General features: G+C 70.6%; 13 protein-coding genes. 10 read left to right on the forward strand and 3 right to left on the reverse strand.

Features of this window, described 5'->3' with window-relative positions:
* The first annotated feature begins 2 nt into the window (after window positions 1-2).
* The 10 genes from QCZ28_RS18510 (at window position 3) to QCZ28_RS18555 (ending at window position 10,331) form a co-directional block, all read left to right on the forward strand.
* Window positions 3-452 (forward strand): DUF6220 domain-containing protein, encoded by a 450-nt coding sequence (locus QCZ28_RS18510; protein WP_279517824.1) that lies wholly within the window; start codon window positions 3-5, stop codon window positions 450-452.
* Window positions 449-2,191, forward strand: coding sequence for a multicopper oxidase family protein (locus QCZ28_RS18515; RefSeq protein ID WP_279517825.1), 1,743 nt, complete (start codon window positions 449-451; stop codon window positions 2,189-2,191). The genes QCZ28_RS18510 and QCZ28_RS18515 overlap by 4 nt, the downstream gene beginning before the upstream one ends.
* A 25-nt stretch (window positions 2,192-2,216) precedes the next feature.
* Window positions 2,217-2,660, forward strand: coding sequence for an OsmC family protein (locus tag QCZ28_RS18520; protein ID WP_279517826.1), 444 nt, complete (start codon window positions 2,217-2,219; stop codon window positions 2,658-2,660).
* A 57-nt stretch (window positions 2,661-2,717) separates the two neighbouring features.
* Entirely contained in the window at window positions 2,718-3,800 is a 1,083-nt protein-coding gene (locus QCZ28_RS18525; RefSeq protein WP_279517827.1) for a hypothetical protein, read from the forward strand.
* Window positions 3,801-3,984: 184 nt separating this feature from the next.
* Window positions 3,985-5,391 carry a non-reducing end alpha-L-arabinofuranosidase family hydrolase gene (locus tag QCZ28_RS18530; protein WP_279517828.1) on the forward strand — a complete coding sequence of 469 codons (1,407 nt, stop codon included), beginning with the start codon at window positions 3,985-3,987 and terminating at the stop codon, window positions 5,389-5,391.
* A 229-nt stretch (window positions 5,392-5,620) separates the two neighbouring features.
* Entirely contained in the window at window positions 5,621-6,103 is a 483-nt protein-coding gene (locus QCZ28_RS18535; protein WP_279517829.1) for a GNAT family N-acetyltransferase, read from the forward strand.
* 100 nt (window positions 6,104-6,203) lie between these two features.
* Window positions 6,204-6,818, forward strand: a complete 615-nt coding sequence (locus QCZ28_RS18540; RefSeq protein WP_279517830.1) for a dihydrofolate reductase family protein — start codon at window positions 6,204-6,206, stop codon at window positions 6,816-6,818.
* Window positions 6,819-7,046: 228 nt separating this feature from the next.
* Window positions 7,047-7,721: a hypothetical protein gene (locus tag QCZ28_RS18545; RefSeq protein WP_279517831.1), complete on the forward strand. Its 675-nt coding sequence runs from the start codon at window positions 7,047-7,049 to the stop codon at window positions 7,719-7,721.
* A 123-nt stretch (window positions 7,722-7,844) separates the two neighbouring features.
* Entirely contained in the window at window positions 7,845-8,738 is an 894-nt protein-coding gene (locus QCZ28_RS18550) for an SGNH/GDSL hydrolase family protein (protein WP_279517832.1), read from the forward strand.
* Between the two features lie 144 nt (window positions 8,739-8,882).
* Entirely contained in the window at window positions 8,883-10,331 is a 1,449-nt protein-coding gene (locus QCZ28_RS18555) for a serine/threonine-protein kinase (protein ID WP_279517833.1), read from the forward strand.
* Window positions 10,332-10,458: 127 nt separating this feature from the next.
* Here QCZ28_RS18555 and QCZ28_RS18560 read toward each other — a convergent pair whose 3' ends face one another.
* The 3 genes from QCZ28_RS18560 to QCZ28_RS18570 form a co-directional block, all read right to left on the reverse strand.
* Window positions 10,459-11,478, reverse strand: coding sequence for a glycoside hydrolase family 11 protein (locus tag QCZ28_RS18560; protein ID WP_030337688.1), 1,020 nt, complete (start codon window positions 11,476-11,478; stop codon window positions 10,459-10,461).
* Between the two features lie 428 nt (window positions 11,479-11,906).
* Entirely contained in the window at window positions 11,907-13,052 is a 1,146-nt protein-coding gene (locus QCZ28_RS18565; protein WP_279517945.1) for a DUF6596 domain-containing protein, read from the reverse strand.
* 8 nt (window positions 13,053-13,060) lie between these two features.
* The gene (locus QCZ28_RS18570) at window positions 13,061-13,468 is read right to left on the reverse strand and encodes a YciI family protein (protein WP_030337686.1); all 408 of its coding nucleotides are present in this window, start codon (window positions 13,466-13,468) and stop codon (window positions 13,061-13,063) included.
* Window positions 13,469-13,611 lie beyond the last annotated feature (143 nt).

The following is a 13,611-nucleotide window of genomic DNA, read 5'->3' on the forward strand; positions in this document are numbered from 1 at the left end:
CCATGCGCAAGGCTCTCGTCGTCATCAGCGCGCTGACGCTCGTCGCGTTCGCCCTTCAGTTCATCTTCGCCGCGGTGGGAGGGTTCACGAAGCCGGCCGGCGACGGCGCGTACGCGTTGCACAGCGTCAATGGCATCGCGGTCATCCCGGTTCTCACACTGCTCACCGTCCTGTTCGCCGCGCTGGCGAAGGCGCCGGGACGGCTCATCGGGCTGGCGGTGCTGCCGGTCGGCCTCGTCGTCCTCCAACCGCTCATCGCCATGCTCGCCAACGCGTTCGCCGACGCGTCGGGCGTCAGCACTCCGCTCGGCCTCACCATCGGCGGGCTGCACGCGCTCAACGGAATCATTGCGGTGCACGTCGTGGTCGGCGTCCACCGGGCGGCCCGGAAGCTGGCCGGCCTGGTGCCGGCCGAGGCCGGGCTGCCCGCCCGGGAAGTGGAGCCGGCGTGAGCACCGGGTCGCTGCTCGCGGTCGACCTCGTGATCGCGGTCCTCGCGGCCGGCGCCTGGTTGGGTGGTGGTGCCGCGTCCGTCGCGCGACGCCGCCCGCTCGCACTGGGACTGGCGGCGGTCGCGCTGGTCGCGACGCTCGCCCGCGCGATCACGATCACCGCCCTGGCCCGCGCCGGCTGGTGGTTCGCCGCGGAGAAGGTCCTCATCGCCGCACCCCTGTCGCTCGCGGCGGTGGCCGTCGCCGGTCCGCGGCTGTTGCGGGCCCGGGGTGACGTCCGGGCCGTCGCGGTTGCGCTGCTCTTCGCCGGGTACGCCACGGGCAGCGCCCTGCTCGTGACGGTCCTGCACGGCTATCCGGCGTCGGCGGGGGCGGGGCTGCTCGCGGTCGCCGGGGTCGTCGCGGCGACGGTGATCTCGGGGCGTGCCCTCGGCGCGCGCCCGTCGCGGCCGGTGTCCCGGGCGGCGGTCGCGGTGGCGGTCGCGGCGCTGGTCACCGGCACCGGGCTGACCGTCACCCCGGAGGCCACGCCCGCCGTACCGCACAATCATGGCTTTCCGGCGGCGGCCCGGATCTCCGCCGAACCCACCAGACGGTTCACCCTGACGGCCGGGACCGCCACTGTGAACGCGGATGGCCGGGACGTGGCGGCGTGGGCGTTCAACGGGCAGGTACCCGGACCGGAGTTGACCGCCACCGTCGGCGACATCCTGGAGGTGACGCTGCGCAACCGGGACATCGGGCGCGGCGTCACGCTGCACTGGCACGGGTACGACGTGCCGAACGACCAGGACGGGGTGCCCGGGGTGACCCAGGCGGCGGTGCGGCCCGGGCAGGAGTTCGTCTACCGGTTCCGCGCCGACCAGGCCGGAACGTACTGGTACCACACGCACTCGGCCTCCGATGTCGGCGTCCGGATGGGTCTCTACGGTGTGCTGGTGGTGCGACCGGGGCCGGTCAGCGGCCTCGACGTCACAGTGCCGGTGCACACCCTGGCGGGGCGTCCGCTGCCCGCGCCAACGGTGCAGCGGGTGGAGGCCGGCGTGCCGGTGCGGCTGCGGCTGATCAACACCGACAGCACCACGCACCGGTACGCCCTGGCGGGGACCGCGTTCCTGGTGGCCGCGATCGACGGCGTCGACCTGCGGGGCCCGACACCGCTGGTGGACACCGCCGTGCTGATCCCCGCCGGGGGCCGCTACGACCTGGTCTTCGACGCGCCGGCGACCCCGGTGTCGCTGTTCGTCGACGGGCGGGCGGTCTACTCGACCGGCCCGGTGTCGACGGCGACCGGCGCCTGGCCGGTGCTCGACCCGCTCGGCTACGGCGCTGCCGCGGCGGTTCCCTGGCCCCGGTTCGACCGGACCTTCACCCTCGTTCTCGACCGCGGCCTCGACCTGCGTGGATTGCTGCCGCGCTACGCCCACACCGTCAACGGCGCGGCCGACCCGGACATCCCACCGCAGGTCGTACGCCGGGGCGACGTCGTGCTGTTCACCATCGTCAACCGCTCGCAGGTGGTGCACCCGTGGCACCTGCACGGCCACCACGTCCTGGTGCTGGCCCGCGATGGGGAGCCGGCGACCGGCAGCCCGCTGTGGCTGGACTCGTTCGACGTCCGTGCGGGCGAGGTGTGGAAGGTGGCGTTCCGGGCCGACAACCCCGGGATGTGGGCCAACCACTGCCACAACCTGGCGCACGCCGATGCCGGGATGACGCTGCATCTCATGTACTCCTGATCACGGATGCCGGTAGGTTTCAGCCATGACTGAGGACACCTTCCGCTCGGTGGCGATCGAGCGCACCAGCCTGGGTAGCTACGTCGTGCGGAACGTCCGTGGCGGGTCGGTGTCGTTGGGCACGGGCAAGGACGGCAGTTTCACGCCGGTGGAGCTGCTGTTGGCCGCCATCGGCGGCTGCACCGCCGTGGACGTGGACCACATCACCAGCCGCCGCGCGGAGCCGACCGGGTTCACCGTCGCCGTCACCGGTGACAAGATCCGCGACGAGGCGGGCGGGAACCGGATGCAGAACCTGCGGGTCGAGTTGACCGTGACGTTCCCGGAGGGCGCGGACGGCGACCAGGCCCGTGCGGCGCTGCCCCGGTCGCTCCAGCAGTCGCACGACCGGTTGTGCACCGTTTCCCGTACCGTCGAGCTCGGCACCGCCGTGTCGATCGTCGAGTCGTCCGCGCCCACCGCGGAGTGATCGTCACTGAGCCCGGCTACTCAGGTCCGATGCGGTCGTTCGTGTGAGGGTGGCGGCATGCGTCGACTACTTGTGCCACTGCTGATCGTCCTCGCCGCGGCGGTGGCCTGCGCCGAGCCGAACGCCCGGCCGGGGCAGCCGGACCCGACGGTGGCGGAGCCGGTGCCCACCGAACTGCTCGCCGACGGCAGCGTCCCCTGGGCCGACCTGAAGATCACCGGCGAGGACCTCAACGGCCGCCCCGCCGAGCCGAGGAGGCCGGCCCGTGGCAGCGAGCCGTGCCGTGCGGAGCAGCTGACCGGCCGGCTCACCAGCTGGACCCGGCCGGGCACCGGCGGTGAGAAGCCTCGCGGCTTCGACGCCGCCATCGGCAAGCTCATCGGCGAAGTGGACGTGCGGAACGCGTCGAAGAAGGAGTGCACGCTGCAGGGCGAGGTGCCCACCAGGATGCTCGTCGGCGGCCGCGAGGTCCCGATGCTCTACACCCACGGCATCAACGAGGAGGGCCGCTCCCGGGTCGTTGCCGTGCCGGCCGGTGGCCACGCCAGCCTGCGCCTGGACTGGTCCGGGCCGTTCTGCCAGCCCCTCGCGCTGTTGGAGCTCGCGATCGAGCTGCCGCACGACGGGGGCACCCTGCGCGCGCCGGTCACCGCCGACGAGCGCCCGGGCTGTCCGCAGGGGGAGGGGGTCAACCCCCGCGCCCGGGCGACGCTGTCCGCAAGTGGGTTCACCGAGCCGGTGGCGGTGTCGGAGCCCTCGTCCTCGCCGCTCGACCAGCTCACCGTCGCTGTCCAGGGGCCACCAACCGCCGCCGCCGGGTCGCGGGTCTCCTTCCGGGTGACGCTCGGCAACCCGACCGACGGTCCCCTCGCGTTGGACCCCTGCCCGGCGTACCTGATGGAACGGTTCTCGCTCGGCGACGCGACGAACGACGCGGTGAACTCGGCCCAGCTGTACCGGCTGAACTGCCGCCCGCTCACGCAGATCCCTGCCGGTGGCAGCGCGGTGTTCGAGATGGTCGCCGAGGTGCCGGCCTCGATGCGGGCCGGGCGCGAGCTGACGGTGACGTGGAAGTTCTATCTGCCGCACTACGTGCAGGGCAGCGGTCAGTTCGGGGTGCTCACCCTCACTGTCGGCTGAGGAGTGTCGCTCCGGTCGGCGCAACGGGAAAGTCGGCGGTGAACGAGAAGCAGGCATCGATGTAGTTGATGGTATGGGAGCGCTCCCGTAACATACCCGACGCGGCCTGTTAACGCTCACAATCAGTTACTGAGCAGCGACCACCACCACCGGGTAGGCCGCCGTCCCGCGAGGAGGGTGCAATATGACCAGATCCAGAGCCACTACTGCCGGTCTGGTTGTGGCCGGCGTCGGTTTACTGGTGTCGTCGACAGTCGTCGCCGCACTGCCGGCCGGCGCCGCGGCCGAGGGTTGTTCGGTGAGCTACGCCGTGTCGTCGCAGTGGCAGGGCGGCTTCGGCGCCAACGTGGCGATCACCAACCTGGGCGATCCGTTGACCAGCTGGACGTTGACCTGGTCCTACGGTGCCGGGCAGACGGTGACGCAGGCCTGGAACACATCGCTGACGCAGAGCGGGTCAGCGGTGACGGCGAGGAACGTGAGCTACAACGGGTCGGTCCCGACCAACGGCACCGTGTCGTTCGGGTTCAACGGCTCGTGGACGAGCAGCAACCCGAACCCGACGAGCTTCGCTCTCAACGGCGTCACCTGCACCGGTGGCACGACGACCCCGCCGACCACCCCGCCACCGACCGACCCGCCACCCACCGACCCGCCACCGACGACTCCACCGCCGACCCAGACGTGTGACCTGCCCTCGACGTACCGGTGGTCGTCGACGGGTGCGTTGGCGCAGCCGAGGTCGGGTTGGGTGTCGTTGAAGGACTTCACCGTCGCCCCCTACAACGGCCAGCAGCTCGTGTACGCCACCACCCACGACTTCGGGACCAGGTGGGGTTCGATGAACTTCGGGTTGTTCTCGAATTATTCGCAGATGGGTTCGGCGAGTCAGAACGCGATGAACTCGGGGACGGTGGCGCCGTCGTTGTTCTACTTCGCGCCGCGCAACATCTGGGTGTTGGCGTATCAGTGGGGTGGGCCGGCGTTCTCGTACCGGACGTCGTCGGATCCGACGAACCCGAATGGGTGGTCGTCGCCGCAGACGTTGTTCAGTGGGAGCATCACTGGTTCGGGTACGGGTCCGATTGATCAGGCGGTGATCGGTGACGGGACGAACATGTACCTGTTCTTCGCCGGTGACAACGGGAAGATCTACCGGGCGAGTATGCCGATCGGGAACTTCCCGGGCAGTTTCGGGTCGAACTACACGACGATCATGAGTGACACGACGAATAACCTGTTCGAGGCGGTGCAGGTCTACAAGCTGCAGGGCCTGAACAAGTACCTGATGATCGTGGAGGCGATCGGGTCGCAGGGTCGCTACTTCCGGTCGTTCACCGCGACCAGCCTGGGTGGTTCGTGGACGCCGCAGGCCACCAGTGAGAGCAACCCGTTCGCGGGTAAGGCGAACAGTGGCGCGACCTGGACCAACGACATCAGCCACGGTGAGTTGTTGCGGACCAGCGCTGATCAGACGATGACCGTCAACGCCTGCAACCTCCAGTTGCTGTATCAGGGTCGGTCGCCGAACTCGGGTGGTGACTACGGTCTGCTGCCGTACCGGCCGGGTCTGCTGACGCTGCAGCGCTGACACGGTTGATCACGCTCGACTGACAGGGAACGGGCGGGCTCGGCAGCACGCCGAGCCCGCCTGTTCCACGCGGAGCGCTGTGCTCCCCTCGCGACCGGTAACCGGTCGGTTCCCGCCGTTCCGGCCGGTGCCTTCATCCGTGCAAGGATGGTGTGTGAGCTGCGAATCGACAATTTCGCCGGCGGTCGATCCCACCGCCTTCCCTCTCGTTCTGAAAGGGGAGGGAATTGTGCTGCGCGACTGGCTCGACGCGGATCTGCCGTCGATGCCGGGCCTCTTCGACGCGCCGGACATCGCCGCGAACACCGACATCCCCTCGCCGTTCGACGCGGACGCCTTTCTCGGCAGGATCCGGCGGCGCCGCGCGCAGGGCGTCGTCGACCTGGCCGTGACGCGCGACGGTGGGGAGCCGCTCGGCCTCGTCGCGCTGCACGTGGCGACCGGGGTGCTCGGGTACGCCATCGGCCCGGCGCACCGCGGCCGGGGTATGGCGTCGCGTTCGCTGCGGTTGATGACGGGGTTCTGCCACGAGGAACTCGGCTTCACCCGACTGCGGCTGAGCATCGTGCAGGGCAACGTGCCCTCGCAGCGGGTCGCCAGGTCCGCCGGATACCTCCGAAGCGACGACGACGTGGTCGAGAGGACGAACGGGTTGGGGCAGTCGAAGCTGCTCGAAACGTGGCACTGGCTCGCTCCCGTGACGTCCGGCTGACAAAAGACGGGATATGACACGCGTCATCGGGGCTGTCGGTGGCCGACGAGTTTGGGACGATGCGCCGGTCGACATCACCGACGCGAAGGGATCCCCCGCGATGGCAAAGGTCATCTCCACGCTGTTCATCTCGGCCGACGGCGTGGCCGAGATCGACCCTGACTGGCACTTCCCGTACTTCGACGAGAACATGGGACGCGCCGTCACCGAGGACTACGACACCGCCGACGTGCTGCTCATCGGCCGCGAGACGTACGACAGCTTCGCCGGGGCCTGGCCCGACCGGGAGGCCGCCGGTGGCGAAGACGCACCGTTCGCCAAGCAACTCGGCGACATGCGCAAGGTCGTCGTCTCGCGTCAGCCGCTCAAGTTCTCCTGGCGCAACTCGGAGCTGATCAACGGGGACCTCCTCGACGCCGTCAGCACGCTCAAGGCCGATGCCGACGTCCGGGGCATCCTCATCCCGGGGTCGATCTCGGTGGTGCAGCAACTGCTGGCCGCGGGCCTGGTCGACGAGCTGCGCCTGCTGGTGCACCCGGTGGCCGCGCGCAAGGGCCGCAGGCTGTTCGACGAGGGTGACGCGGCGTACCACCTGCGGCTGGTGGCTTCGGAGGCGTTCCCGACCGGCGTCCTCCGCGTGATCTACGCCCCGGGCACGGCGCCGACGCCGGTCGGCTACGACGAGGTCAAGGATCAGGTGCCGGCCGGCAACTAGGGCCTGTGTCAAAGCCCCTGGCCGGCCTGCGGCGGGCCCAGACGACGACCGGCCGCGTTGGAAATTCGTCCGGATACGACACCGGTATCCAGACGAATTTCCGCCTTGCCGGACCGCCGCCTGGACTCCGCCTCGGCTCGACCGAAGGCTTTGACACAGGCCCTAGGGCGTTCCGGGGCCGGTCGCTCGCGGACCGGGGTCGTCGTACGCCCATGTGAAGATCTCGTCGTGACCGAGTGGACGTACAACGACCGCCCCGAGGGCGTCAGCTTCCTCACCGATCGGGTCCCCGAGCCGGGCCGCAGCGCCGTCGACGACGAGCTGTGGGGCTGGGTGGTGCGGGGTGAGAGCGACCCGGACGAGTTCGTCGACGCCTTCGACGACCCCGACGAGCGGTGCGGCGCCACCGACGACGACCTCAGGGCGGCGTACGAGGCGGCGTTGGCGGTTCGGCGGGAGCAGCAGCGCGGGTGGGGCGAGGTGCGCGGCAACCTCACCCGTGCCTTCGCCGAGCTCAATGAGCTGGGGGTGTTGGCCCGGGAAGACTTCAGTTGCTGCGGCACCTGCGCGAGCGCCGAGATCCACGACGAGCGGGACGACTCCCGCCACTGGCACGGGTTCCTCTGGTACCACCAGCAGGACACGGAGTCGCTGATCGCAAGCGAGGACGGCGAGGTCTACCTCGGCTACGGCGTCTATCCCGCGGCCGACTTCGACGAGGTCGCCTATGCCGCCCTGTCGGAGGCCGAGCAGCAGGCCAGCTACCAGGCCGACCTGGAACGACTGCTGGACGAGGTCGCGTTTCCGGTGCTCCGCAAGCACGGCATGCGGGTGGAGTGGAACCGTAAGCAGTCCCGGCGGATCCGGGTCACCGGCGCCCGATGGTATGCGCCGCTGGATTGATGGCTACCGATCTATCCCACACTCCGGACGGGTGTTTAGTGAGGCCGATCGATATTGACGGCGGCGGTCGGTGGCGACAGGATCTCGGGCACCACCACCTCTGATCCCCTCCTGGGAGTCTCCATGACCCGTCCCCGCCTGCCCCTGATGCGGGCAGCCACCCGGTTGGCCGCCCTCGCCCTCGCCACCGCCGGTGTGCTGCTCACCGTCGCCACACCCGCCAGCGCGGCCGTGCCCACCGGCCGATACGTCGCGCTGGGCGACTCGTACACCTCAGGTCCGCTGATCCCCACCCAGGTCGACCTCAACTGTCTGCGGTCCAACCGCAACTACCCGTCGCTGGTGGCGACGTCCGCCGGCTCGTCGTCGTTCGCCGACGTGAGCTGCTCCGGCGCCACCACCGACGACATCCTCTACGGCGGTGGCGGCGCACTGGGCATCACGCTGCCGCCGCAGCTCAACGCGGTCACCTCGAACACCTCGCTGGTGACGGTGCAGATCGGCGGCAACGACATCGGCTTCTCCGGCATCATCGGCGACTGTGCGGAGGCCAGCGTCAGCAGCCCGCTCGGTTCGCCGTGCAAGAACCGGTACACCGCCGGAGGGGTCGACCAGTTGCAGGCGCGGATCGTCGCCACCACGCCGAAGGTCACCGCCGTGCTGCAGGCGGTCCGGCGGGCCGCTCCGAGCGCGCGGGTCGTGGTACTCGGGTACCCGGCGATCCTGCCGGACACCGGTTACGGCTGCTGGCCGGTCGTCCCGATCGCCTACCAGGACGTGCCGTACCTGCGTGGCATCGAGAAGTCGCTCAACGCCATGCTGGCCAGCACCGCGAGCGCCAACGGCGCCACCTACGCCGATGTCTACACCCCGTCGATCGGCCGCGACGCGTGCAAGAGCAGCGGCACCCGGTGGGTCGAGGGTCTGGTGCCGCAGAACTCGGCCGCGCCGTTCCACCCCAACGCCCGGGGTGAGCAGGGCATGGCCACCGCCCTGCTGGCCAGGCTGAACAGCTGACCGGACCCGGTTGAGCCGGCCCCGTCGGAAACGGCGGGGCCGGCGCCGCACCGTCGGCGCTGACGGTGCTTCCCGACGCGGCACCACCACCCGACGCGACGTCGCGGTGCTTGAGATCGCGCAGTCCGGGGTACCGAACGTGTCATGCCGAGCGTGGGGCAAGTCATCGGAGGCCGTTACCGCCTGGTCGAGAGCATCGCCAGCGGTGGGATGGGTGACGTCTGGCGGGCGGTCGACGACACCCTGGACCGCTGCGTAGCGGTCAAGATGCTGCAACCCAGGCTGGTCGCCGACGCCGGCTTCGGCGAACGCTTCCGCCGCGAGGCGCGGGCCATGGCGGCCCTGCGTCACCCCGGCGTGGCCCAGGTCTACGACTACGGCGAGGTGTCCCAGGCCGACGCGCCGATCCTCGCGTACATCGTGATGGAGTGTGTGCAGGGACAACCCCTGTCGGAGCGGATCGCCGAGGTCGGCCGGCTGGGGGTGGCCGAGACGATGTCGATCGCCGCGCAGACCGCCCGTGCGCTTCAGGCCGCACACGACGCCGGCCTCGTGCACCGGGACGTGAAGCCCAGCAACCTGATCATCGAGCCGGACGGGCACGTCGTACTCGTCGACTTCGGCGTCGCGGTGACGGCGGAGGCGGCGAGCCTGACCGGTACGAACCAGGTCGTCGGCACCGCCCACTACATGGCCCCCGAGCAGATCACCAGGAACGAGACCACCTCGGCGATCGACATCTACGCGCTCGGTGCGGTCGTCTACCACTGCCTCGCCGGTAGGCCCCCGCACCAGGGCGAGCACGCCGTCGCGGTGGCGCTGCGGCATCTCGAAGAGGAGCCACCGGCGCTGCCCGAGGACGTTCCGGCGGAGGTCCAGCGCCTGGTCGCCACCGCGATGGCCAAGGAGCCGACCCGCCGTTTCCCGACGGCGGCGGCGATGGCCACCGCCGCGCAGACGCTCGCGGAGCCGTCCGACGAGTTGGTGCGGACGGCCGTCGGCGCGCCGATCGCGGCGGCGGCCGGGCGCTTCCAGGACGGGCGCTCGGTTGCCGGCGGCGCGGCGAAGCGGTCGGGGGGCCCCGGGCCGAAGGTGCTCGCGGTGCTTCTCGGATCGATGGCCGCCGCGGCTGCCGTCCTGGTGTTCGCCGATCCCACCGGCATGATGCCGGGCCCGGCCGGGCGATCGTCGACGCCCCCCGGAGCGCCGTCCCCGGTGTCGCCAACGGCGCCCGCGCAGCAGGAGCCCGGCCCCGGCGTCGGCCCCGGCGGTGGCGGCGGTGAACCGGCCAACCGCGGTTCAGCAGGCGTGCCGGTGCGTGCGCCCGGATCGCCGACGCCCAGCCGTTCGGCGGGCGAGGGGGCGGCGGGCCGACCGACACCCTCCAGCACGAGCACCTCGGACGCGCCCGGACCCACCACCTCCGAGAGCCCGGATGCGGAGCCGACGACCGACCCGACCGGTGGAACAACGGCGCCATCCTCGGTGGCGCCGACCGAGGCACCAGCGGCCGACACCGACGAATCCGACGACACCGAGGAGTCATCGGAGCGGGAGACGGTGGCCGGCGAGAACGCCGCGCCGCAGGTCTAGCGGACGGCGGTGACTGTCACGGCCGGGGGTGCGCCCCTGAGGACCGGCTCTGGCGTGACGGCCGGCACATCTCTGGCGTGACGGCCGGAGCCGCCACGCCAGAGGTGGTGTCAGGTGGTGCGCGGCGTCAACTGGTACGGCAGGTGACCGTCGGCCAGGTCCAGTTGCCGTTGGCCATGATCGTCACACCGAAGTTGTTGCCGTTGCCGTTCGGCGTCGCGGTGACAGTGCCGCTGTTGCCGTTCACCGCGGCGTTCCAGCTGTTCTGGATGCTCTGGCCGCCACCGAGGCCGAGGCTGACGACCCAGTTGTTGGTGCCGCTGACCGCGACGTTGAGGTTGAACCGGTCACCCCACTGCTGGCCGGCGGAGAGCGTCGCGGTGCAGTTGCCGGTCCCCGGGTTGCCGGTGGTGGGCCCGGACGTCGGGTTGCCGCTACCGCCTTCCCGGACGGTGATGTCGGAGCTGCCGCTGCTCTGGTAACCCTCGGTGGCCATGATCTGGTAGCTGTGGTTGCCGAGGTTCAGGCCGGCGCGGGCCCAGGCGTCGAAGTGGTTGGCGGTGGTGATGGTGCCGCTGGAGCGCTTCTGCTGGCGGACGCTCCAGTACTGGTAGAACGTCTGGGTGCCGTCGATCGACGGGGCGTTGACCCGCTGGCTGCGGAGGATGTCGTAGGTGCCGCCGTCGGTGGTGACCGTGCCCAACCGCTGGGCGCCACTGCTCGGGTTGTAGCTGCCGAAGTTCTCCACCACGTAGTACTCGACCAGCGGGTTGCGGGTCCATCCGTACAGGGCGAGGTAGGTGTTGTTGTTGCCCGGGTTGTAGCTGCCCGAGTAGCTGACCGTCCGTCGGTTGCCGGTGGCCCAACCCTTGCCGCCGACCCAGTTGTTGGTGCTCCGGTCCCAACTGCTGGTGTACCGGCCGTCGGCGCGCAGCGTCATGCTGGCGTTGCCGCTGTCCTTCCAGAACGAGAAGTAGTACCCGTTGTGCGTGCCGGTGAGGTTCGAGGTGAGCGTCCGGTCGGCCTCGGCGTACGCATTCGTGGCCGTCATCGTGCCGGCGACGGCCAGGACGGCGGTGCATGCGGCGCCGAGGAGCAACCGCATGCGGCCGCGACTTCTCGGTCTGGTGTGGCTGGTGTCGGTCATGGAACTGTTGCCTCCTCGTGACGGCTGGCGGGGGCCAGCGGCGCGGTACGCCTCGGCAGGCTGCCGGTGGTCGGGTAAGGGCCACGGCGTCATACCGCTCTGGTGGTGGGGCCGGTCGTCCTGCACGACGACCGGAGAAGTGGGTCGCGGTGGTTGGTGCTGACGACGATTGAGCGCCGTCGATGGCGACCGTATGACCCGGTCCACGGCTTGTCAACAATTTTCGGAAACACAATGGCAACACGGCCGTCGTCGCTGATCCCACATTCATCCAGGTCAGTAGTGGATCAGGGCGCAGGGTGGTCATCGGACGTTCACAGTGGCGGAGCGAGGGCGCGGCGGAAGATCGCTGAAACTTCCGGAGACTTTCCGGACCTCGTGCGCCGACAGTGGCACATGGTGCGGACAACGACCCGTGGTGCGACCGGTCAGCGACGCCCGAGCGCGTTGAGCCGGGCGGCCTGGCGGGTCAGGTGGTCGCGTTCGGCGAGGTTGAGGGCCTGCCGGGCCGCCTCGGCGTACCGCCGTGCCGCCGTCGTCAGGTCGCCGTCGCGCTCGTGCAGGTACGCCGCCACCGCCGCGTACCGGGGCAGTGTGTCGTCCAGCGCCGCGAGAGCCCTCAGGCCGGCCCGGGGACCGTCGGCCTCACCGACCGCCACCGCCCGGTTGAGTCGGACGACCGGGTTGTCGGTCAGGCGCACGAGTTCGTCGTACCACTCCACGATCTGCACCCAGTCGGTCTCGGCGGCGGTGGGCGCGTCGGCGTGCAGCGCCGCGATGGCGGCCTGAGCCTGGAACTCGCCCAGTTGGTCGCGGGCCAGGGCCGCCTGGAGGATCTCGACGCCCTCGGCGATCAACCGGGTGTCCCAGCGGCTGCGGTCCTGCTCGGCGAGGGGCACGAGGCTGCCGTCGGGCGCGGTACGGGCGGCGCGGCGGGCGTGGTGCAACAGCATGAGGGCGAGCAGCCCCGCCACCTCGGGGTGGTCGATCGCGGCCGCGAGCTGTCGGGTGAGCCGGATGGCCTCGGCGGCCAGGTCCACGTCACCGGAGTAGCCCTCGTTGAAGACCAGGTAGAGAACGCGGAGCACGGTGGCTACGTCGCCGGGTCGGTCGAACCGCAGCCCGGAGACGGTGCGTTTCGCCCGGCTGATGCGCTGCGCCATGGTCGCCTCGGGCACCAGGTAGGCGTGCGCGATCTGGCGGGTGGTCAAGCCGCCGACGGCGCGCAGCGTGAGCGCTACCGCCGACGACGCCGTCAGCGACGGGTGGGCGCACAGGAAATAGAGCGCAAGGGTGTCGTCCACGGTGGGGGCGGGCCCCGGCGCCGGCTCCTCGTCGACGAGATCCTCACGCCGACGGCGAGCGGCGTCGGCTCGGGCCGCGTCGAGGAACCGTCGCCACGCCACAGTGGTCAGCCAGCCCAACGGGTCGCGCGGCGGGTCGACCGGCCAGACGCGGACCGCCTCGACCAGGGCGTCCTGCACGGCGTCCTCGGCCGCCGCGAAATCGATTCCGCGGCGGACGAGGATCCCGAGGACGCTCGGCGTGAGGTTGCGCAGCAGCGTCTCGTCCATCGGAGCTGTCACTCCGTGATGGTCGGCGGCTCGCTGAGGAACGGGCGCAGCTCCAGCCACTCGTGGATCGGCTTGCCGCCGGCGCCGGGCGCGGCCGACAGCTCCCCGGCCAGCTCGACGGCCCGGTCGTAGCTGTCGACGTCGATCACCATCCAGCCGGCGATGAGATCCTTGGTCTCGGCGAAGGGGCCGTCGGTGACCGGCGGTCGGCCCGGGCCGTCGTACCGGACGAACGTCCCCTCCGGGGCGAGTGCCTGGCCGTCGACGAACTCTCCGGTTGCCTCGAGCCGGGCCGCGAAGTCGCGCATGTACTGCATGTGGGCGGAGATCTCCGCCGGCGTCCACTGGTCCATCGGCACGTCGTGCACCGCCGCCGGGCCGCCCCGGTAGTGCTTGAGCAGCAGGTACTTGGCCATCGTGATGCTCCTTGAAGCTGGCTGCGACCCATCGTGGTCACGTTCACCCCGGGGACGGAGCCGGTCGGGACTTCTCGACATGGCTGTCCGCTTTTTCTTCCCCCGCAGGTTAACCTCGGGTGAATCGTCCGCCGTTGGGGTAC

The sequence above is a fragment of the Micromonospora sp. DH14 genome (genome assembly GCF_029809455.1).
Taxonomy (GTDB): Bacteria; Actinomycetota; Actinomycetes; order Mycobacteriales; family Micromonosporaceae; genus Micromonospora; species Micromonospora parva.